Origin of the sequence: Lutibacter citreus, from assembly GCF_003260195.1 — a bacterium.
GTDB classification, from domain to species: domain Bacteria; phylum Bacteroidota; class Bacteroidia; order Flavobacteriales; family Flavobacteriaceae; genus Lutibacter; species Lutibacter citreus.
Map to the genome: position 1 here is coordinate 681,500 of NZ_QEIH01000001.1, position 22,317 is coordinate 703,816.

Consider the following 22,317-nt stretch of genomic DNA (forward strand, 5'->3'; position numbering starts at 1 on the left):
CGCTTTTTTTATTTTATAGAGGTTTTATTATTGAAAAACACTTAAAAACGCTTCTTTGTTCTCCCAAAAGATTGAAAAGTACAATCCAATAAATACAATAGCTGTTATAAATTTTAAGAAGGTTGAAGTTAAAAAACCTATAAATGAACCAAAAGCAGCCTTTAATGCTTTTTTTGAATCTTTATTATTTAACATTTCGCCAATATATGCACCAATAAAAGGTCCTATTATTATTCCAAAAGGAGGAAAGAAGAGCAAGCCTAAAATTAAACCTACCATTGTTCCTATAACTCCATAACGGGTACCACCAAATTTTTTAGTTCCCAAGGCAGGAATTATATAATCAATAATCCATATAATAAGGGATATTCCCAAAGTTATTCCAAGAAAAGTCCAATTCATAGGAACGGCATTAGTTAAATGAAGAAGCAGTAATCCAGCCCAACTAGTAATTGGTCCTGGTAAAACAGGAAGAAAAGAGCCTAAAACACCAAGAAAGGCAAATAAAACACCAACAATTAAAAGAAAAATATCCATATGTAACTTTTTATCAAATTTAAATTATAGGAATTTAATTGCAACAATCGTGCAATTTTATAACTAATAAATTAGTTTAAACTAAATATTTAGTTATATTTGTCTTTTAAACTAAAAACTTAGTTGGTAATATGAGTAAACAATTAACAAAAGCAGAGGAGCAGTTAATGCAAGTTTTATGGAATTTGGAAGAGGCTTCCGTAAAAGAAATTATTGAAGAATTACCCTTGCCAAAACCAGCGTATAATACTGTATCTACGATAATTAGGATTTTAGAAACAAAAAAATTTGTAGACCATAAAGCTAAGGGGAGAGGGCATATTTATTTTCCTCTTGTTAAAAAAACAGCTTATAGTAATCAAAGTTTACACAAGTTAATGGATGGTTATTTTGGAGGTTCTTTTAATAATATGGTGTCTTTTTTTATGAAAAAAAATGATGTTAATATCAACGAATTGGAATCAATTTTAAAGCAAATTAACGACAAAAAGACAGAGAAATGATAAATTATATTATTCAAGTACTATTTTTTCAAACTATATTTTTGGCAGTTTACGATTTGTTTTTACAAAAGGAAACGTTTTTTAACTGGAATAGATTTTACCTTTTAATGACTCCTTTAATTTCATTTATAATTCCTTGGGTAAGATTGGAAAGGATTAGTAATGATGTTGTAAACCAGCAATTAAATAGATTACCTGAAGTAATAATTAATCCTGAAAGTATTTTTGTGTTGTCAAATTCAAATGTTGCTCATATTAATTATTTTCAAATTGTATTTTTTGTTGGAGCAATAATTATCTCAATTGTTTTTATAAAAAGATTGGTTAAAATATTTAAGTTAATTAATAGTAGTAAGGTTGTGAAAAAAGAGAAGTATAATTTGGTTATTTTAAAATCTAAACAATCTGCTTTTTCATTTTTCAACTATATTTTTATAAATAAAGAATTATTTGATCGTAATGAATTAGTTATAATTGAACACGAACTTATTCATTGTAAACAACGTCATACTCTAGATTTACTTTTTTTTGAGATTCTAAAGATTGTAATGTGGTTTAATCCGTTGGTTTATATATATCAAAAAAGAATTACGGTATTACACGAGTTTATTTCTGATGCTGAGGTAGTTAAGAATAGTACTAAAGAAACATATTTTAATAAATTATTATCAGAAACATTTAATGTAGAAAATATTTCATTTATAAATCAATTTTATAAACATTCATTAATTAAAAAAAGAATAACTATGATTTCAAAAAGTAAATCTCAAAAAGTAAATCAACTTAAATATTTATTATTAGTTCCTATATTATTAGGCATGTTAATGTTTAGTTCATTTTCAAAAAATAATTCAGAAATAGAATCTTTTTCTATAAGTACTAACTCTTTAGAATTTCCTGAAGCTAATAACTTAAAATTAGACTCTATTAAAGATGTCTCTTTTGCAACTATTGATGAAGTTCCAATCTTTGAAGGTTGTAAAGGCTCACAAGATGAATTAAGAAAATGCTTACAGGAAGGAATAACAAAGCATGTTGCTTCTAATTTTAATTCTGAGTTAGGTGATAACCTAGGTTTAAATCCTGGTATTTCTAGAATTTTTGTATTGTTTAAAATAGATTATGAAGGAAATATTATAGATGTTAAGGCAAGAGCAGCTCATGAAAAATTAGTTGAAGAAGCTATAAGAGTTGTTAAATTAATTCCTAAGATGAAACCAGGAAAGCATAAAAACAAATTTGTAAATGTTAAGTATAGTTTACCAATTGCTTTTAAAGTGAAAGGTAAAAAAAGTGAGAAAACATTGTTAGATCTTGATAATATGAGCACTGAAGATAAACCATTGTTTATTTTAGATGGTAAAGAAATTACCGAGGAAGAACAAAAAAATATAAAACCAGATGAAATTAAGAGGATTGATGTACTAAAAGGTGAGGCAGCAATAAAAAAGTATGGTGTAAAAGGTGAAAATGGAGTTGTTGAAATTACAAGTAAGGTTGAATAGTTAGTTCAAAGTTAATTATGCATTTTGAAATTGTTGACTAAACGAAAAAGTTGTATTTTCACATTGTGAATTTAAAACTTATTTTGAAGCAATTAATTGCATTGTTAATTTTAAGTGTACTTGTTTTATCTTGTACTTATTTTGTGAATAATACAGAGAAAACAACTATACCAGTAATAGACACTATTATAGATTTTAATAGCGTTGACGTTTTTCCGTTGTTTCCGAGTTGTGATAGTATTCCTTCTGAAGAAAAACAACGAATTTGTTCTCAAATAAAACTTTCGGAACATTTATATGCAACTTTAGATTCAAATAAATTGATTATTGCTGAAAAGGTAAACGATACTATTTTGGTGAAACTACTTGTTGATAATAAAGGGAATGTGTCTCTTGTAAATATAAATTCTTCTGAAATAATTAAAAACCAAATTCCTAAATTGGATAGTTTAATAAAAAAAGGAATTGATGTATTGCCAAAAATGGAACCTGGTATAAAAAGAGGAATGCCTGTATCTATTGAATTTACATTACCAATTATTTTTAAAAACTAAAAAGCTCAAGTAAAATTTTTACTTGAGCTTTTTAGTTTTTAAATCTTGTTTTAATTAAAGTGTTTTATTTAAAAGCACCCTATAAGAAAAAATAGTTTTAGTGTTTAATTTAAGCATTAATCATTTTCCAAAGATCATCTTTTAATTCAACCAAACCTTGTTGCGCTACTGAAGAAATAAATAGGGTTTTAATACCTTCTGGAAGTTCCTTTTTTAATTCATCTATTAATTCGTCATCTAGCATATCACTTTTTGAAATAGCTAATAAACGCTCTTTATCCAGTAATTCTGGATTGTGTTGTTTTAACTCATTTAGTAAAATAGCATATTCCTTTTTAATATCATCAGAATCTGCTGGAATAAGAAATAATAAGATTGAATTACGTTCAATATGTCTTAAAAATCTATGTCCTAAACCTTTCCCTTCAGCAGCACCTTCAATAATACCAGGAATATCTGCAATTACAAAAGTTTGAAAATCACGGTATTCAACTATTCCTAAATTAGGTTTTAAAGTAGTAAAAGCGTAATCAGCTATTTTTGGTTTTGCTGAAGTTAATACTGAAAGTAATGTAGATTTACCAGCATTTGGAAATCCTACTAAACCAACATCCCCTAATAATTTTAATTCAAATTGAAACCAAGCGTCTTTTCCTTCAATACCAGGTTGTGCATATCTAGGTGTTTGATTTGTTGAAGATCTAAAATTCCAATTTCCAAGTCCACCCATACCACCTTCTAATAAGATTTGCTCTGTATTTTCAGTTGTAATTTCAAAAAGTACTTCTTGAGTTTCAGCATCTCTAATTATTGTACCTAAAGGTACTTCAATATATACATCGCCACCATCTTTACCCGAACTTCTAGATTTTGCTCCATGACCACCGTGGTCAGCTCTAAAATGTTTGTTGAATTTTAAGTGGTATAAAGTCCATAAATTAGAGTTTGCACGAACAATAATATGACCACCACGTCCTCCATCACCACCATCTGGACCACCTTTTGTAATGTACTTTTCTCTGTGTAAATGAGTAGATCCACCACCACCACTACCAGAACAGGCATATACTTTTAAATAGTCTACAAAATTTCCTTCAGTCATTGTTATAATTATTCCTTCAAAGGGAGGAATTTTTTAATGTTGTTAACCTAATTTATTTAAACCTTAGTTATTAAAGTTTATCAAAAACTTCACTTAACCTAACAGTAATATCTTCAATACTTCCAACGCCATTAACTCCAAAATATTTATTTTGAGCTTGGTAGTAATCTTTTAATATAGCTGTTTTGGTATTATATTCGTTAAATCTGTTTCTAATTTTACTTTCATCTTGGTCATCAGATCTACCACTAGTTTTTCCACGTTCTAATAAACGATCAACTAATAAGTCTTCTGGAACTTCAAGAGCAACCATACCACTAATAGCTTCTCCTTTTTCTTCTAAAAAGGTATCTAAAGCTGCAGCTTGAGATTCAGTACGAGGAAAACCATCAAAAATAAATCCGTTTGCATCTGAGTTTCTTTCAACTTCTGCTTTTAACATATCAATTGTTACTTCATCAGGAACTAAATCACCTTGGTCCATGTAAGATTTTGCTAATAAACCAAGTTCAGTTTCATTTTTAATATTAAATCTAAAAACGTCACCTGTAGAGATATGTTTTAAGCTATATTTTTCTTTTAATGAATCTGCTTGAGTTCCTTTTCCTGCACCTGGAGGGCCAAATAATACAATGTTTTTCATGGTTGGTTTTGTTGTAAGTTGATATATGCTAGCAAAATTTCTTCCTATTCCGTCAAAATCTAAACCGTACCCTACAATAAATTTGTCTGGTATTGAGATTCCAATATAATCAATTGGAAGTTCTTTTTTAAACACATCAGGTTTAAAGAATAAAGTTGCTATTTTAAGTTGTTTTAATTTTTTGTTTTCAAAGATTTTATAAATTTCTTGAAGAGTGTTACCAGTATCAATTATATCTTCAAGAATAACAACAGTTCTTCCTTCTAAGTCTTCATTTACTCCAACTAGTTGTTTAATTTTCCCTGTAGATTCAGTACCTTGATAAGATGCTAGTTTAACAAATGACACTTCACAATCTCCATTATACTCACGTACAAAATCTGCTACAAACATAAAGCAGCCATTTAAAATACCAATAAATATTGGAGTCTCACCTTTACAATCATTTTCTACTTGTTTAACTAAAGATTGTACTGCTTGTTGTATTTCATTTTCCGAAATATACGATTTGAAATATTTGTCGTGTAGTTTTATTATGCTCATTGTTTCTGTTTGTTACAAATGTAATAATCAATAAATAATTATCAAAGATGTTGATAATTTAAAATGCTAATTTGAAATAGAAAAACCGTCTTGAATTTTCAAGACGGTTTTTTATGTATTAAATTCTTTAAAAATATTATTTTTTAGAATCTACTTTTTTTACTGTATCATACATTAAAGGTGATGCAATAAATAGTGATGAATAAGTACCAACTACAACACCAACTATTAATGCAAACATAAATCCTTTAATAGAATCTCCACCAAATAAGAAGATTGCCATTAACACAACTAAAGTTGTTAAAGATGTATTTATTGTTCTACCTAAAGTGCTACTTAAGGCTGTATCAACAATTTTAGAAAATTTCCATCCAGAGTGTATTCCTGTAAATTCACGAATTCTATCAAAAATTACCACGGTATCATTCAATGAATAACCAACCACCGTTAATATTGCGGCAATAAATGATTGTCCAATTTCCATATCAAATGGTAAAATTTTATAGAATATAGAGAATATTGCTAATACAATTAAAACATCGTGGAATACTGCTATTACAGCACCTAAACTGTATTGCCATTTTCTAAATCTTAAAAGGATGTATAAGAATACAACTAATAATGAACCAAAAATAGCCCAACCTGCAGCAGTTTTAATATCATCTGCAATAGTAGGTTCAACTTTAACAGTACTCATTATACCTGCAGTTTTCTTTCCGTCAAAACCAGGTTTAAATTCATCCATAGTTAATCCAGCAGGTAAATAACTTTTTAAGTTTTTAAATAATAGGTTTTGAACTTCGTCATCTACATGATTTCCTTCTTCTTCTATTTTAAATTTTGTTGTAATTTTTAATTGAGTAGCTTCACCATAAGTTTTAACTTCAGGAGCACTTCCAAAAGCATCTTTTAATGTTGCGGCAACGTCTGTAGGGCTAACAACTTTGTCAAATTTAACAACGTAGTTTCTACCTCCAACAAAATCAACACCATAATTTAATCCATTTGTAAATAAAGATCCAAGACCTACAATAATTACTATTCCTGAAATTGCATATGCAATTTTACGTCTTTTTAAGAATTCAATATCAATTCTATGAAACCATTTTTTGGTAATATTAGTATTGAATGTAAATAATTTTCCTTTAGCAGCATACCAGTCAATTAACAATCTAGTAATAAAAACTGCGGTGAATAAAGAAGTAACAATACCTACCATTAATGTATAAGCAAAACCTTTTACTGGTCCTGTTCCAAATACATATAAAATAATACCTGTAAGCATTGTAGTAATGTTAGCATCTATAATTGCAGATAAGGCACCTTTAAAACTAAATCCGTGTTCAACGGCTCCTTTTAAACCTTTTCCTTTATCAAGTTCTTCTTTAATTCTTTCAAAAATAATTACGTTGGCATCAACCGACATACCTATTGTTAAAATAATACCTGCAATACCAGGTAAAGTTAATACAGCTCCGAAGGCCGTTAAAATACCAAAAATAAATAATAAGTTAACTAATAAAGCAACATCAGCAAATACTCCAGCTTTACCGTAGTAAAAGATCATCCAAAGTAATACTAATAATAAGGCTAAACCAAATGAGCTCATACTACTATTAATTGCTTTTTGACCAAGTGATGGTCCAACAACTTCAGATTGAATAATATGTGCAGCAGCAGGTAATTTACCAGCTTTTAAAACGTTTGCAATATCTTGAGCTTCTTCAACTGTCATACTTCCACCTGAAATAGAAGTTCTACCAGTTGTAATAGCTGTATTTACAGAGGGAGCAGTGTGTACATTATCATCTAAAACAACAGCAACAAATTTCCCTACATTTTCTGTAGTCATTTTCCCCCATTGTCTTGTACCACTAGCATTCATAGTCATACTAACCTCAGGTTTTCCTGTTTGTCCAAATTCTTGACTCGCATCATCAATAACATCTCCTTCAATTGTAGGAGCATCTTCTCTGTTAGATTTTATTCCGTATAAGTAGATTAATTCAGTAGCATCACTTCCATCAACTGAAGCAGTTGTAAAAGATTTAGCATCCCAAAGAAACTTAGCGTACTTCATATCATTTGAAAGTAAAGCTCTAACTTCTTTCATTGCTAAGTAAGAATTTACTTTAGCAGTATCAATAACTTTAGCAGTCCCTATTACAGAAGAAATTTGATTTTGTGATTGAGGAATACTTGGTGATAAATAAGTAAATAAATTTTCAGCAGGTTTTGCAGCAACTGAATCTGAAACTTCACCTAATAAATCTTCTAAATCATCTTTTGCAGTTGTTGCATCTTCATCCGTTTCTGGAGCTTCATCTTTTAAGTATTCACCTATAACGGCATTTGCTTGAAAAAAGAAATTTGAAGTTTCTTGGTTTGTGTAAACTTCCCAAAACTGCAATTCAGCAGTACTTTGTAATAATTTTTTTACACGGTCAATATCTTTTGCTCCTGGTAATTCAATTAAAATACGACCAGAGTTTCCAATACGTTGAATGTTTGGTTGAGTAACACCAAATTTATCAATACGACTTCTTAATACTTCAAAAGCAGTATTTACAGAACCAGTAACTTCTGCTTCAATAATAGGAAGCACTTCTTTGTCTGAAAGTTTAAAGTTGATTTTTTCTCTTAGAGATTTATTTCCAAAGATACTAGGATCGCTTAATTTAACCGTTCCAGCACTTGCTTTTTCAAATTCATTAAAGAATAAATCTAAAAACCGATCATCACTACTTCTTTGCGCTTCTGTTGCTTTAGCAATAGCTTCGTTAAATACTGGGTTTTTAGATTCGTTTGATAAACCAATTAAGATATCTTTTACAGATACTTGTAAAATAGCATTAATACCTCCTTTAAGGTCTAATCCTAAATTTAGTTCTTTGTCACGAATGTCATTGTAGCTAAATTTAGCAAAACCTAAATCAATAACTGGTTTGTTGGCGATTGAGTCTAAATAAACTCTTTCTAATTTTGCCAATTCTTTTCCGTCTTCAGATTTAGATTCAGCATATATTTTTGCTTTATCTTCAACACCATTTGTAAACCATGTAAATGATAATTGGTATAAACTAACTAACCCAAATAGGATAGCGAATAACTTTATAAGTCCCTTGTTCTGCATTTTAAATTATTTTAATAAAAAATTCTTTTGTAATAAACGTGCAAATATATAATTTCAAATAGAGACTGACAATACTTTTTTGCCTTTTTATGGGTATTAATTTAAGCTTTACTGTTTAAATTTATTTCGTACGGTGGAATTTATATATTTGTTGTCATAAATATTAAAAATATGAAGCATTTAACTGATATTGAAATAGCGCAAGGCAAGGAGCTGCAGAAAATTAAAAAAATTGCAGAAAAAATAAATATTGATGAAGATGATTTGGAATTATATGGAAAATATATAGCGAAGTTACCATTAAGTTTAATAGATGAAGAAAAAATAAAGAAAAACAACCTAATACTAGTAACGGCAATGACTCCCACTCCTGCAGGAGAAGGGAAAACGACTGTTTCAATTGGGTTAACGGAAGGGTTAAATGAAATAGGAAAACAAGCAACAGTAGTTTTAAGAGAGCCTTCTTTGGGACCTGTTTTTGGAATGAAAGGTGGAGCAGCTGGAGGTGGATATTCACAGGTTTTACCAATGGAAGATATTAATTTACACTTTACAGGAGATTTTAATGCAGTTGAAAAGGCTAATAATTTACTCTCTGCTTTAATAGATAATAATTTACAAAGTAGCTGTTGTAATTTAAATTTAGACCCCAGATCTATTTTATGGAAGCGCGTAATTGATTTAAATGATAGAGCATTGCGTCATGTTACGATTGGGCTTGGTGGAACTGCACATGGAATTCCCCGTGAAGATGGTTTTAATATTACACCTGCTTCTGAAGTGATGGCTATTTTGTGTATGGCTAAAGATTTAAAAGATTTAAAACAGCGTTTAGGGAATATATTAATTGGTTTTACCTTTGATAAAAAGCCAATTTTTGCGAGAGACTTAAAAGCAGAAAGTGCAATGACCATTCTTTTAAAGCATGCTATTCAACCTAATTTAGTTCAAACTTTAGAAGAGAACCCAGCAATTATTCATGGAGGTCCTTTTGCAAATATTGCTCAAGGTACTAATACAATTATTGCTACAAAAATGGGACTTTCACTTTCTAACTATGTTGTTACTGAAGCTGGTTTTGGAGCTGATTTAGGAGCTGAGAAATTTTTAAATATTAAATGTGTCGCTTCTGGGTTAAGCCCAAAAGCAGTGGTGTTGGTATCAACAATTAGAGCGTTAAGACATCATGGTGGTGCTAGTAAAGATGTATTGAACCAACCAAATTTAGACTGTGTGAAATCTGGGTTTTGTAATTTAGAAAAACATATTGAAAATATTAGAAAGTTTGAAATTGAGCCAGTTGTTGCAATTAATCATTTTATGGGGGATTCTCAAGATGAGATTAATTTTATTATAAATGAGTGTGAAAAAATTGGTGTTCAGGCTGTGGTTTCAGATGGTTGGGCGAATGGAGGTAAAGGCTGCGTAAAATTGGCTGAAGCAGTTGTAAATGTAGTTGAGAATAATAATTCTCATTTTAAGCCATTATATGATTGGGATTTACCTATTAAAGAAAAAATAGAAATAATTGCAAAAGAAATTTATGGAGCTGATGGTGTTGATTTTGATAAGAAAGCAAAACTTAATTTAAAAAGAATTGAAAGATTAGGTTTTAATAAGTTTCCAATTTGTAATGCTAAGACTCAAAAATCATTTACTGATAATGAATTTTTAAGAGGTAGACCTAAGGGATTTGTAGTAACAGTGCGTGAAATTAGTATTTCTGCAGGTGCTAGATTCATTATTCCAATATTTGGACAAATGATGCGTATGCCTGGTTTGCCATCTGTACCTGCTTCAGAAAATATGCAAATAGACGATAATGGTGTTATTTCAGGATTATCTTAAATAAAAAAAACTCCTCAATTTTAAAATTGAGGAGTTTTTAAATTATATGTTTTAAACTATAATTAGTCTAATAAAGCGTTAGTAGCTTTTACACCAACTGCACTTTCTTGAATTTTAGCAAGTTCAGCGTCAGATAATTCAATCTCAACAATTTTTTCAATTCCATTTTTACCAATAATACATGGTACACCTATTGAAATGTCAGATAATCCGTATTCACCATCTAATAAAGCAGAACAAGGGAACATTTTTTTAGAATCCAAAGCAATTGCTTGAACCATTGCAGAAACAGCTGCACCTGGAGCATACCAAGCACTAGTTCCTAATAATTTAGTTAATGTAGCTCCACCAACTTTAGTATCTTGAACAACTTGTTGCATTCTTTCTTCTGATAAGAATTCAGAAACTTTTACGCTATTACGAGCTGCTTTACCAATTAAAGGTACCATTCCAGTATCACTGTGACCTCCAATTACCATTCCATCAACATCAGATGAAGGACATCCTAAAGCTTCAGCTAAACGGAATTTAAAACGAGCGCTATCTAAAGCACCACCCATACCAATAATTCTATTTTTTGGTAATCCTGTAGATTTATGAGCTAAATAAGCCATAGTATCCATTGGGTTACTAACCACAATAATAATAACTTCAGGAGAGTGTTTAATTAAATTTTCAGATACAGATTTTACAATTCCTGCATTAATACCAATTAATTCTTCACGAGTCATTCCTGGTTTTCTAGGAATACCACTTGTAATAACGGCTACGTTACTACCTGCTGTTGCAGTGTAATCATTTGTTACACCAGTAATTTGAGTGTCAAACCCATTTAATGATGCACATTGCATTAAATCCATTGCTTTACCTTCGGCAAAACCTTCTTTAATATCAATTATTGTTACTTCGTCTGCGAAATTCTTAATGGCTATGTACTCAGCACAACTTGCACCAACTGCACCAGCACCTACTACTGTTACTTTCATATTTTTATTATTGTATTAATATTCATTTTTTGATGTAACAAAAATACTAATTTTATATTATATAATTATGACATATGTCTTAATTTACGAAATCGTTATTTACTTTAAAAAAAAGTTAAAACACCCTATTTTCAATGGCTTATATGACATATGTCATTGTTTTATCGGATGCTAATTGCTATTCCTGCAGTAACTGTATTGTATTCTTGTAATGTGTAATCTCCATAAATTTTTATAGGACCTAAACTTAATCGAGCACCAAGAGTAGTTCTTATTCCTTTTGCATCAAAATCTAAAGAAAACGGGTCTGTAATTTCTTTAGTTATTGTGTCATTTGGAGCTGGAGCATTGGTATTGTATTTTAATTCATAAGTTCCCTTCATATTAAGTTTTGAGGTTCCTCCGTTATATCCAATTCCTCCATAAAGGTTAAATACAGGAAAGTTTAAAGATGCAATAGCTTGAACGGTATATGAATTTAATTTAAATTCAGCTTCTTGATTTGTTCCTGAAATTGAACTATCATTTTGAATATCATAGTTTACATTCATTTTTGTAAAAGCGCCGAGCAATGAAATATTTAAAGGGAGTTTTTCAAATTGGCCAAAAATATTAGTGATATCTTTTTTTAATCCTAAACCATATAATTTACCTTTTACATTATCTGAGCCAACTTCTGGGACAAGGCGTATAATAATATCCATTTTTTTTGGTAATCCAACTGATAGTTGAATATTGGGAGAAGGCATTGCGCTTAAAGGTAGATCGTCTTTAACTCCACCTGGCATATTAAATGAAGTAGTAACTTCTTGACCTTCTACGGTCCCCTTAAAAGTGACTGGAGCCTTTAAAGAGTTTTCTCCTGCTACAGTTGCTCCTGAAGTGGAGGTTGATGTTGTTGATGATGATAATCCTAATTCTGCAAATTTAAATATTTCATCTTCTGTTGGAATTAGTGCAGTATTTAATCCAAAGGAAATATCAAAACCAAATGTTTTATGAGTTTTAGCGGTGTGATACCATCCATTATTCATTCCATAAATTAATCCTTTCATAGCGGGTTTTATGTATGCTTTTGTTAATATAGAGGCATCTTCTGTTCCTGTAAGCAATATAGCTTCAAAACCATTTGGGCTTTGTGCTTTTGTTGAAAGAGTTAAAATTAGGGCGACTGTTAAAAAAAATGTAGTTTTCATAGATTATATTGTGGGGTTATATTTTTCAAATATATGAAAAAAAAAAGACCACTTTTCAGTGGTCTTTTTATATGTATAATTAAAAGCTATGGTTAAGCGTCTATATTTGCGTATTTTGCATTTTTTTCAATAAAATCTCTACGTGGTGGTACTTCATCTCCCATTAACATAGAGAAAACTCTATCCGCTTCAGATAAATTATCAATTACAACTTGGCGTAAAGTTCTAAACTCCGGATTCATAGTTGTATCCCAAAGTTGTTCAGCATTCATCTCTCCAAGACCTTTATAACGTTGAACATTTACATTCCCTCCTAAATTTAAAGAGATCATATCTCGCTGATCATCATCCCAAGCATATTCTCTTTTTTGTCCTTTTTTTACTAAATATAAAGGTGGAGTAGCAATAAATATATGTCCATTTTCAACTAATTCTCTCATGTATCTAAAAAAGAAAGTAAGAATTAATGTAGCAATGTGACTACCATCAACATCGGCATCACACATAATAACAATTTTATTATAACGTAATTTAGATAAATTTAAAGCTCTTGGATCATCTTCAGTTCCAATAGAAACACCTAAAGCAGTAAACATATTTTTGATTTCTTCATTTTCAAAAACTTTATGCTGCATTGCTTTTTCAACATTCAAAATTTTACCACGTAAAGGTAAAATAGCTTGAAAAGCTCTATCACGACCTTGTTTTGCTGTTCCACCCGCAGAATCTCCCTCAACAAGGAAAATTTCACATTTTTCTGGATCAGTTTCAGAACAGTCACTTAATTTACCAGGTAAACCACCAATACTCATTACAGTTTTACGTTGCACCATTTCACGGGCCTTACGAGCTGCATGACGTGCTGTTGCTGCTAAAATTACTTTTTGAACTATTATTTTAGCGTCATTAGGGTTTTCTTCTAAATAATCAGTTAGCATTTCTGAAACTGCTTGACTAACTGCAGCAGAAACTTCACGATTCCCTAATTTTGTTTTTGTTTGTCCTTCAAATTGTGGTTCAGCAACTTTTACTGAAACAATTGCAGTTAAACCTTCTCTAAAATCATCTCCAGCAATTTCAAATTTTAGGTTTTTAAGCATTCCAGAATTTTCAGCATATTTTTTAAGAGTACCTGTTAAACCTCTTCTAAAACCTGATAAATGCGTTCCTCCTTCGTGTGTATTAATATTATTTACATAAGAATGTAAATTTTCAGTGTAAGATGTATTGTATACCATTGCAACTTCTACAGGAACACCATTTTTTTCACCTTCCATTGAAATTACACTAGCTGTTAACTGCTCACGTGTAGCATCAAGATATTTAATGAATTCAGGTAAGCCTTCATCACTATAAAAAGTTTCAACGGCAAAATTTCCTTCTTCATCAGCTGTTCTTCTATCAATTAAAGTAATTGTTAATCCTTTATTTAAATAAGCCAGCTCACGTAATCTGGTTGCTAGAGTTTCGTAATTGTATTCTGTTGTTTGCGCAAAAATGGTTTTATCTGGTGTAAAAGTAACCATTGTACCTTTTTCAGTAGTTTCTCCAATTGGTTTTGCTGGGTACATTGCTTTACCTCGCTCATACTCTTGCTCCCAAATTTGTCCATCACCAGAATAAACGGTAGCTCTTAAATGGGCTGATAATGCATTTACAACTGAAACACCAACACCATGCAAACCACCTGAAACTTTATAAGAATCTTTATCAAATTTACCACCAGCTCCAATTTTGGTCATTACAACCTCTAGGGCAGAAACACCTTCTTTTTTATGCATTCCAACCGGAATACCACGACCGTTATCTTTAACAGAGACAGAATTATCTTCATTAATAATAACATTAATAGTATCACAATGTCCAGCCATTGCTTCATCAATAGAGTTATCTACAACTTCATATACTAAATGGTGTAAACCTCTAATTCCAACATCACCAATATACATGGATGGACGCATACGTACGTGTTCCATTCCTTCCAACGCCTGAATACTGGAAGCGTCATAATTATTTTTTTTTGCTTCTTCGCTCATAAAATCTTAGTTTTTATGTAAATTTCTAACACACAAATATAACAATAAGTGAAGGTAAAAGAAAAGGTTAGAAGCCGGGTTGGTTTTAAGTTATTAACAATTTATTAATTGCGTAAAAGTGTCTTAAAAAGCTTAAAAATTGCGTTAAATTAAAAAATAGGTGTTTTTATTTATAAAGAAATATTTAAAATAGATAAAAATGCATTAAAAGTAATTTATGGAAGCCTTATAAATTGGCTGTTTGTTGTAAAGTTGGGAAAAAAAATCTCAAAGCTTTAGTGTATAATTAATTAAATATTATTTTTGCGGATGCAACATCAGGTACTTATTTTAGATTTCGGTTCGCAATACACGCAGTTGATTGCCCGAAGAGTTAGAGAATTAAACATTTTTTGTGAAATTTTCCCATATAACAGTAAAAGTTTTAACGTAGAAGATTACCAAGCCGTGATCCTTTCAGGAAGCCCATATTCAGTAAGAGCTGAAGATGCACCACATCCAGATTTGTTTGGTATTAAAGGAAAAATACCTTTATTAGGTGTTTGTTATGGAGCGCAATATATGGCTCATAATTTTGGGGGTGAAGTAGGAGCTTCTAATACACGTGAGTATGGTAGAGCAAATTTATCTTTTATTAAGGAAGATGAAGTGTTTTTTGAAAACGTAAATATTGGGAGTCAGGTTTGGATGAGCCATAGTGATACAATTATAAATTTACCTGATACTTTTGAATTAATAGCGAGTACTCATGATGTACATAAAGCAGCTTTTAAAATTAAAGATGAACAAACTTATGGAATTCAATTTCATCCAGAAGTTTATCATACAAAAGATGGTTTAACAATTTTAAAAAATTTCCTTGTTAATATAGCTGGTTTAAAGCAAACTTGGACGCCAGATTCATTTGTTGAAACAACTGTAGCTGAGTTAAAGAAAAAACTAGGTAATGATAAAGTTGTATTAGGATTATCAGGAGGTGTAGATTCTACAGTTGCTGCAACTTTAATTTCAAAAGCCATTGGTAAAAACTTGTATTGTATTTTTGTGAATAATGGGTTGTTACGTAAAAATGAATTTGAAAGCGTATTAGACCAATATAAACATATGGGGCTTAATGTAAAAGGAGTTGACTCTTCGGCACGTTTTTTGAAAGAACTGGCAGGAGAATCTGATCCTGAAGGAAAACGTAAAATAATAGGTCGTGTGTTTATTGAGGTTTTTGATGATGAAGCAAATGAAATTCAAGATGTTAGCTGGTTAGCACAAGGAACAATTTACCCTGATGTTATTGAATCAGTTTCAGCAACAGGAGGACCTTCAGCAACTATTAAATCACATCATAATGTTGGTGGTTTACCTGATTTTATGAAGTTGAAAATTATTGAACCTTTAAATACGTTATTTAAAGATGAAGTAAGAAGAGTTGGACGTTCAATGGGAATTGATGAAGAATTATTAGGTCGCCATCCTTTTCCTGGTCCTGGTTTAGGAATTAGAATTTTAGGTGATATTACAGCTGAAAAAGTAAGAATGTTACAAGAAGTTGATCATATTTTTATTAAAGGCTTAAAAGAAGACGGTTTATACAATAAAGTTTGGCAAGCTGGAGCAATGTTATTACCCGTAAATTCAGTTGGTGTTATGGGAGATGAAAGAACATATGAGAAAGCAGTTGTTTTAAGAGCAGTTGAATCTACAGACGGTATGACCGCTGATTGGGTAAATTTACCATATGAGTTTTTACAAAAAACTTCAAATAAAATAATAAATGGCGTTAAAGGCGTTAATAGAGTAGTATATGATATTAGTTCTAAGCCACCAGCAACTATTGAGTGGGAATAAGAACCACTTAAATTAAATATATTTATGAAACGAGCATTTCCAATTTTGACACGTAAGAAAATGACTAATAGCAAAAATCATGTGTCACCTATTAAAATAAAAATGTAGACACATGAGAATAATAAAATTTGTTTTTTCAATTTTAATGTTGTGCACTATTACATTAGTAGCTCAGCAAAAAAAGTATGTACCTTACACTGTTCAAAAAGGTGAAACAATAAAAAGTATTGCAAAGGTTTATAAGATTTCAAGAAGGGATTTAATGAAATTAAACCCTGATGTTGGAAGAAAACCAAAAGCAAATACCGTTATAATTGTACCAAATATAAATTATGGTAAAATTATTGAAGTTAAAGATGATTTTAAAGGAGAGTACCATATTGTAAAGCCAAAAGAAACTTTATATGGTATTTCAAAAAAGAATAATGTAACTATTGAAGAATTAAAAGCTTTAAATCCTCAGTTAGCAACAGGTTTAAAGATTGGGATGAAAATAAAAATTCCTATTCAAGAAGAAATCAACAAAGACTTAACAGAGGTAACTTATGTTTTACATACTGTTGTAAAAGATGATACCGTTTATAATTTAACTAAACGATTTGAGGTAACGGAAGATGAACTGTTAAAACTAAATCCTACTTTAAAGGAAGGGTTGAAGTTAGGAATGGTATTGAAAATTAGACTTAAAGAAGGATTAGAATTAACTGAAGGAGATGAATTACTTGATGAATCTAGTCTGTTTGTTGAAAATTTAAATTTTAATAAAACACTTAATGTAGCAATAATGTTACCTTATCAAATAGATAAGTACACAGATTCTACAAGAGCTAGAAGTTTTGGAAATAATAATAGTATTTTAAGTATTGCTACTGATTTTCATATGGGTGCAGAAATTGCAATTGATTCATTAAAAAGAAAAGGACTTAAAATTAATGTGAGTTATTTTGATACTGAAAAATCAAATTATAAACTTAAAACTATTGTTGATAAGAATGATTTTAGAGCTACAGATGTTATAATTGGACCTTTATTTTATGAAAAAGCCCATTGGCTATCAAAACAGGTAGATGTGCCTGTTATTGCTCCAGTGTATTCAAAAAAGCAAAAAGATTTATCAGGATCTAATTTAGTTAAATCAGACTCTAATGATTTAGAAAGTATTTTATTAGATTATATGAAAAAGATATATGCAGGTGAAAATGTAATAATAATTAATGATGGGAAAGCAGATTCTCAAAGTAATTTATGGAAAGCAGTAAGTACTTTAAAGTCTTTTGATTCTATTCAAAATGTATCTGTTATTAAATCTAATGATGGATATATTAATAATTCTAATTTTGCTGAAAAGCTAAGCCTTGATTCTAATAATTGGATATTCTTAATTAGTGATGAAAATGTTACAACAGCGGCTGCTATTAATAACCTAAAAGGTTTTAAGGAAGAATATAATATTACGTTGTTTTCTGTTAATAAGGGGAAAAATTTTGATACTATTGATAATAGTTTTTTAGGGCAATTGAACTTTATTTTTGCATCTAAAGATTTTATAAATGTAGAGGATGCGAATGTTAAAAGATTTTACAGTCACTTTCGTTCAGAAAATAATAGTAATCCATCTAAATTTGCTGTTAGAGGTTTTGATGTTACTTACGATGTTTTAGCAAGATTGGCTAGTAAAGAAAGTTTTGAAGAAGCACTTAAAGCTGGTAAATCATCAAGAATTTCTTCTAAGTTTAATTATAGCAAGAAACAATTTGGAAGTTTTGAAAATAATGCAGTTTATATTGTTCACTACAATAGTGATCTTTCATCAATTATTTTAAAATAGTAAAACTTTAATCATAAAAAAAAGCGCAACAATTGTTGCGCTTTTTTTTATGATTATTTTTAAGGAATTAGATCTTTTTCAATTGATCTTTCATCATTTTAATTTGATCGGTTAAAACACCTTGAGAATCTAATTTTTTAGCTTCATTTATAAGCATAGTTGCTTCTCTTTTTCTTCTTTTAGACATTGCTATTCCACCCAGTTGTAGTTTAGCCATTGCTTCATCGTGCTTCATATTTAACCCTAAACTTAAAGCTTTTTTAAAGAATTTTTCAGCCTGAGTAAGGTTTGTTTGGGAAACCATAATTCCTTGTAAAAAATTATAATATCCTTGTTGTTTTTTAATTAAAGCACTGCTTGGGTTTTTTATATAAGTTAACCATTTACTTGCCCCAGCAAAATTTTGTTTTCTTAATTGTAAAAAGGCCAATAATATAAATTCATTTTTAAAGTAGAACAATACAAATATTCCAGCCAATAGAGTTATTGAAATTCCATTCATAATGTTTCCATCAACAAATTGAAAAATTGCCCAAACTAAAATTACTGCCGCTATTACTAATTTTATATACTTATTAAACATTGATTTTTATTTTTTAAGATGCAAAGTTACATTTTTGCTTTGAGTTTAATTATTTTTTGTAATGTTTTTTATACTGAATAAAGGCAAAAATTGATAGAACAGATACAACCAAAATTGCATAATAAACAAATGTAGGAGTTATTGCTTTATCTCCACTAGCATAAGAATGCAACCCAGAAAGGTAAAAGTTAACACCAAAATAGGTCATTAAAATAGATGCAAATGCAGCAACAGATGCAACATTAAAAATAAACCGTCCTCTTAATCCAGGAACTAATCTTAGGTGTAAAACAAAAGCATAAATCATAATACTTATTAATGCCCAAGTTTCTTTTGGATCCCAACCCCAGTATCTACCCCAACTTTCATTAGCCCACTGACCACCTAAAAAGTTACCAATAGTAAGCATTATTAAACCAACGGTGATAGACATTTCGTTAATTATAGTTATTTCCTTAATCATTAAACCAACTTTAGCTTTATTTTTTGAAGTAGTTAAAATCATAAGAATTAATGCAATTAATCCTAAAATCATACCTAAGGCAAACGGACCGTAACTAGCTACAATTATAGCAACATGGATCATTAACCAATAAGAATTTAATACCGGTTGAAGATTTGCAATTTCAGGATCCATCCAATTCCAATGTGCAACCATTAAAATAAATGCCGTTAAAAAAGCAGTTGCAGCAATTGTCATAGAAGATTTTCTTCCAAAAATTAATCCAAAAAGCATTGTTGCCCAACCAACATAAATCATAGATTCATAAGCGTTACTCCAAGGTGCGTGACCACTAACTATCCAACGTGCTATTAAACCACCAGTATGCATTATAAATAAGCCTATAATAATAGCAATACTCCCTTTTATTAAATAGTTGATTGTTTTATTGTTGTTGAAAATTTGAAATATTACAAAGAAAAACATTAAAGTACCTATGTACATATAGTAACTAAAGAGCTTTTTAAATACATCGTATTTATTATATGCAATTTCTAATTCAATTTTATCATCTGAAGGATAAACACGACTTCCAAATTTCTTTTGAAAATCAGACAATCCTTTTAATAATTGATTGGCGGTTGTATAATCATTAGATTTTGAAGCTTCTGAAAGTGTTTGAACGTATATTGGTAATAATTGACGAACAAATAAAGAGTCTTGTCCTTTAAAATGAGCGTCATTTAATTTGTTTTGCGAAACCCAAGTGTTTTTTGGGTCATTTGGAATAGGGAATATTCGTAAGATATCTCCCGTTATTGCAGAGTAGAATAAGTTCACTCTTCTGTCTACATTTATAATATCTTTTTCAAACTTACTTTTAATATTACTTTTCTGAGCTTTTTGTTGATACTCTGAAATTTTATACATTCCTTTAGTATCAAAAAAGTTAGCTAGTGTAGCAAATTTTTGTTCGTGAGGAATTCCAATAATATCTCTTAATTTAGTATTTCCTTTTTCAACATAGATAATAGGAACTTGAAACCATAATCGTGGATTTTGTTGAATAGATAAAAATACTTGAGAAGCATTCATATCATTATAGGTGTCATCTTTACTTACTTTTCTCAATAATTGAGAAGCGTAGGTATGCACTGGTTTCATTCTCCCTCCGGCATCCTGAATAATTATTTTACTAAATGCTTCAGCATGATTTGCATCAATAACATTGGCAACCAAAGCAGAGTCAATTTGTGTTGCTGTTAAATTATGATTATGTTGTTGAGAAAAACTTACTGATGAAATAAGAAGTAATATTAAAATAGCAATTGAACTCTTTTTCTTTCTCATTTTTTGAAGACTTTTTCTTAATGAGTCAAAACGAGTGTTTTTCATAAATATTATTAAAATAAGACATGTATAAAGTAAGAAATAACCAATATAAGTTATTAGGGTTCCCCAAAAATCGTGATTTACAGAAAGATGTGTTTCTTCATATTCAGAGGTAATATTGTAACTAGATTGAAAGAATTTATACCCTTTATAATCTAAAATATGATTCATGAAAATTCTAAAATCAAAAGTTTCACTAGGGTCAATTACAGTAATTTCACTAGCAAAAGACATGGCACTTTCTGAACCTGGATAATTATCTAATTGAAAATCGTTTAGTTTTATACTAAAAGGTAATTCCATTTGTTTTGAACCATAACTCATATTGAAATTTAAATTTCCAACAGAAAATTGTGTTGCTGGTTGAATTGCAAATTTACCTCCATTAAGTTTAATATGTTTGGTTTCATTTCCAACGGAAACATCAAAATTTAATTGAGCTAAAGAATTTTGATCTTTGTCACCAGAAACAGTTTTGTAACTTCCTTTCACTGGGTTTTTAGGAATTACAAATTGTAAACCAGCTAAATTATGAACTGCTAATATTGAAAAATCTTGTACAGAATCTTTGGTGATTGAACCCTGAAAGCTATCTGCCATTCTAAAGAAATTTCCATCTACGGCCGATTTTATTTTTAGTTTATTATCAATAAAATTAAAGTCAACTGTGTTTATTGTTGGAGCATCAAATCCTACCAAAACACCATGAACTAATTCAGATGTACCTTTTTTAATATAATGGTTATGTCTTCCGCCATTACTAGATTCAACAAAAAGAATGTATTCTTCTCCATTTTCACTTTCTTCAAAAACGTCTGAAGCATTTGGTATGTAATTAGTTAACTTTACAGAAACATCAGTTCCTTTAAAGTCTGTTTTATAATTATATGAGTTGTTTCCTAAGGCAGATAGTAAAATTGGGTGTTGAACAGGTGTTTTTTGTTCTTTCCCGTCATTTATAGTAATACTAATATAGTTTTTTTCAGAAAGAAATTTATTAGTTGCAGTGCCTTCTTTAATTGGCATTATTCCTTCATAACTAATATACCTTGTTATTCCAGCACCTATTATAATTAATAAAAAAGCTAAATGAAAAGATAAAACAACAAGCTTCTCTTTTCTAAATAGTTTATATTTAAAAATATTACCAAAGAAATTTAAAACAAAAAGTAGCATAATTCCTTCAAACCACCAAGTGTTGTAAACTAAAGCCTTTGAAGTTTCAGTACCGTAATCATTTTCAATAAAAGTTGCTACTCCCATTGCAATTGCAAATACAAGAAACAAAACGGCCATTAATCTGGTTGAATAAATAAGTTTAAGAAATTTGTTCATTTCAATTGTTTAATCGTTAAAATAAATATTTTGCAAAAATAGTGATAAATGTCAGATAATGGTCTTATTAACTAATTTTAACTTGTTTAAAATTTTGTTTTAAGTAGAATTGTAACCTTTATTGTTAATATTGATGATTGTAGCATATAATATGGAATAAATATATCTGAAAAATAGATAATTTTAAGAAATGTTTATAAATTTGTATAGAGTGACTTACTAAATATGAAAGCATATACTAATATAAACCTATTTTTAAATATAAAGCGACCTGAATGCTTTATTAAATAGTTTCTTCACATTAATTAG

Annotated in this window: 15 protein-coding genes; 6 read left to right on the forward strand and 9 right to left on the reverse strand. The window is 29.8% G+C overall.

What is annotated here, in order from left to right:
- Positions 1-27: 27 nt before the first annotated feature.
- Complete coding sequence (locus DAD81_RS02675) at positions 28-537, reverse strand: DUF456 domain-containing protein (RefSeq protein ID WP_111706675.1); 510 nt, start codon at positions 535-537, stop codon at positions 28-30.
- 131 nt (positions 538-668) lie between these two features.
- On the opposite strand from DAD81_RS02675, the gene DAD81_RS02680 reads away from it, so the two are divergent.
- From DAD81_RS02680 to DAD81_RS02690, 3 genes are all read left to right on the forward strand, one after another.
- On the forward strand, positions 669-1,040 hold the full coding sequence (locus DAD81_RS02680) for a BlaI/MecI/CopY family transcriptional regulator (RefSeq protein ID WP_111706676.1): 372 nt from the start codon (positions 669-671) through the stop codon (positions 1,038-1,040).
- The gene (locus DAD81_RS02685; protein ID WP_111706677.1) at positions 1,037-2,545 is read left to right on the forward strand and encodes a M56 family metallopeptidase; all 1,509 of its coding nucleotides are present in this window, start codon (positions 1,037-1,039) and stop codon (positions 2,543-2,545) included. The genes DAD81_RS02680 and DAD81_RS02685 overlap by 4 nt, the downstream gene beginning before the upstream one ends.
- Positions 2,546-2,628: 83 nt before the next feature.
- A complete protein-coding gene (locus DAD81_RS02690) occupies positions 2,629-3,099 on the forward strand; it encodes a hypothetical protein (protein ID WP_157961061.1) in 471 nt (156 codons plus the stop codon).
- 109 nt (positions 3,100-3,208) lie between these two features.
- On the opposite strand, the gene obgE is transcribed toward DAD81_RS02690, so the two are convergent.
- The 3 genes from obgE to secDF form a co-directional block, all read right to left on the reverse strand.
- Positions 3,209-4,201, reverse strand: coding sequence for a GTPase ObgE (obgE, locus tag DAD81_RS02695; protein WP_111706679.1), 993 nt, complete (start codon positions 4,199-4,201; stop codon positions 3,209-3,211).
- Between the two features lie 70 nt (positions 4,202-4,271).
- Entirely contained in the window at positions 4,272-5,387 is a 1,116-nt protein-coding gene (locus tag DAD81_RS02700) for an adenylate kinase (RefSeq protein WP_111706680.1), read from the reverse strand.
- Positions 5,388-5,523: 136 nt separating this feature from the next.
- Positions 5,524-8,520 carry a protein translocase subunit SecDF gene (gene secDF, locus DAD81_RS02705; protein WP_111706681.1) on the reverse strand — a complete coding sequence of 999 codons (2,997 nt, stop codon included), beginning with the start codon at positions 8,518-8,520 and terminating at the stop codon, positions 5,524-5,526.
- A 171-nt stretch (positions 8,521-8,691) separates the two neighbouring features.
- Here secDF and DAD81_RS02710 point away from each other — a divergent pair, with 171 nt between their 5' ends.
- A complete protein-coding gene (locus DAD81_RS02710; protein WP_111706682.1) occupies positions 8,692-10,368 on the forward strand; it encodes a formate--tetrahydrofolate ligase in 1,677 nt (558 codons plus the stop codon).
- Between the two features lie 62 nt (positions 10,369-10,430).
- On the opposite strand, the gene DAD81_RS02715 is transcribed toward DAD81_RS02710, so the two are convergent.
- From DAD81_RS02715 to gyrB, 3 genes are all read right to left on the reverse strand, one after another.
- Complete coding sequence (locus DAD81_RS02715; RefSeq protein ID WP_111706683.1) at positions 10,431-11,354, reverse strand: malate dehydrogenase; 924 nt, start codon at positions 11,352-11,354, stop codon at positions 10,431-10,433.
- Between the two features lie 161 nt (positions 11,355-11,515).
- Positions 11,516-12,550 (reverse strand): DUF6588 family protein, encoded by a 1,035-nt coding sequence (locus DAD81_RS02720; RefSeq protein WP_111706684.1) that lies wholly within the window; start codon positions 12,548-12,550, stop codon positions 11,516-11,518.
- 92 nt (positions 12,551-12,642) lie between these two features.
- Positions 12,643-14,586 (reverse strand): DNA topoisomerase (ATP-hydrolyzing) subunit B, encoded by a 1,944-nt coding sequence (gyrB, locus tag DAD81_RS02725; protein WP_111706685.1) that lies wholly within the window; start codon positions 14,584-14,586, stop codon positions 12,643-12,645.
- Between the two features lie 309 nt (positions 14,587-14,895).
- On the opposite strand from gyrB, the gene guaA reads away from it, so the two are divergent.
- Together guaA and DAD81_RS02735 are read left to right on the forward strand one after the other, a co-directional pair.
- Entirely contained in the window at positions 14,896-16,428 is a 1,533-nt protein-coding gene (guaA, locus tag DAD81_RS02730) for a glutamine-hydrolyzing GMP synthase (RefSeq protein WP_111706686.1), read from the forward strand.
- Positions 16,429-16,540: 112 nt separating this feature from the next.
- Positions 16,541-18,256, forward strand: coding sequence for a lytic transglycosylase (locus tag DAD81_RS02735; RefSeq protein WP_111706687.1), 1,716 nt, complete (start codon positions 16,541-16,543; stop codon positions 18,254-18,256).
- A gap of 67 nt (positions 18,257-18,323) precedes the next feature.
- Here the strand turns inward: DAD81_RS02735 and DAD81_RS02740 are convergent, their stop codons facing one another.
- Positions 18,324-18,839: a DUF2892 domain-containing protein gene (locus DAD81_RS02740; RefSeq protein WP_111706688.1), complete on the reverse strand. Its 516-nt coding sequence runs from the start codon at positions 18,837-18,839 to the stop codon at positions 18,324-18,326.
- 49 nt (positions 18,840-18,888) lie between these two features.
- Complete coding sequence (ccsA, locus tag DAD81_RS02745) at positions 18,889-22,008, reverse strand: cytochrome c biogenesis protein (protein ID WP_111706689.1); 3,120 nt, start codon at positions 22,006-22,008, stop codon at positions 18,889-18,891.
- Positions 22,009-22,317 lie beyond the last annotated feature (309 nt).

Excerpts from the sequence above, each read along its gene's own strand:
- DAD81_RS02675 (WP_111706675.1), bottom strand. The coding sequence starts at position 537 with ATGGATATTTTTCTTTTAATTGTTGGTGTTTTATTTGCCTTTCTTGGT.
- DAD81_RS02680 (WP_111706676.1), top strand. The coding sequence starts at position 669 with ATGAGTAAACAATTAACAAAAGCAGAGGAGCAGTTAATGCAAGTTTTA.
- DAD81_RS02685 (WP_111706677.1), top strand. The coding sequence starts at position 1,037 with ATGATAAATTATATTATTCAAGTACTATTTTTTCAAACTATATTTTTG.
- obgE (WP_111706679.1), bottom strand. The coding sequence starts at position 4,201 with ATGACTGAAGGAAATTTTGTAGACTATTTAAAAGTATATGCCTGTTCT.
- DAD81_RS02700 (WP_111706680.1), bottom strand. The coding sequence starts at position 5,387 with ATGAGCATAATAAAACTACACGACAAATATTTCAAATCGTATATTTCG.
- secDF (WP_111706681.1), bottom strand. The coding sequence starts at position 8,520 with ATGCAGAACAAGGGACTTATAAAGTTATTCGCTATCCTATTTGGGTTA.
- DAD81_RS02710 (WP_111706682.1), top strand. The coding sequence starts at position 8,692 with ATGAAGCATTTAACTGATATTGAAATAGCGCAAGGCAAGGAGCTGCAG.
- DAD81_RS02715 (WP_111706683.1), bottom strand. The coding sequence starts at position 11,354 with ATGAAAGTAACAGTAGTAGGTGCTGGTGCAGTTGGTGCAAGTTGTGCT.
- DAD81_RS02720 (WP_111706684.1), bottom strand. The coding sequence starts at position 12,550 with ATGAAAACTACATTTTTTTTAACAGTCGCCCTAATTTTAACTCTTTCA.
- gyrB (WP_111706685.1), bottom strand. The coding sequence starts at position 14,586 with ATGAGCGAAGAAGCAAAAAAAAATAATTATGACGCTTCCAGTATTCAG.
- guaA (WP_111706686.1), top strand. The coding sequence starts at position 14,896 with ATGCAACATCAGGTACTTATTTTAGATTTCGGTTCGCAATACACGCAG.
- DAD81_RS02735 (WP_111706687.1), top strand. The coding sequence starts at position 16,541 with ATGAGAATAATAAAATTTGTTTTTTCAATTTTAATGTTGTGCACTATT.
- DAD81_RS02740 (WP_111706688.1), bottom strand. The coding sequence starts at position 18,839 with ATGTTTAATAAGTATATAAAATTAGTAATAGCGGCAGTAATTTTAGTT.
- ccsA (WP_111706689.1), bottom strand. The coding sequence starts at position 22,008 with ATGAACAAATTTCTTAAACTTATTTATTCAACCAGATTAATGGCCGTT.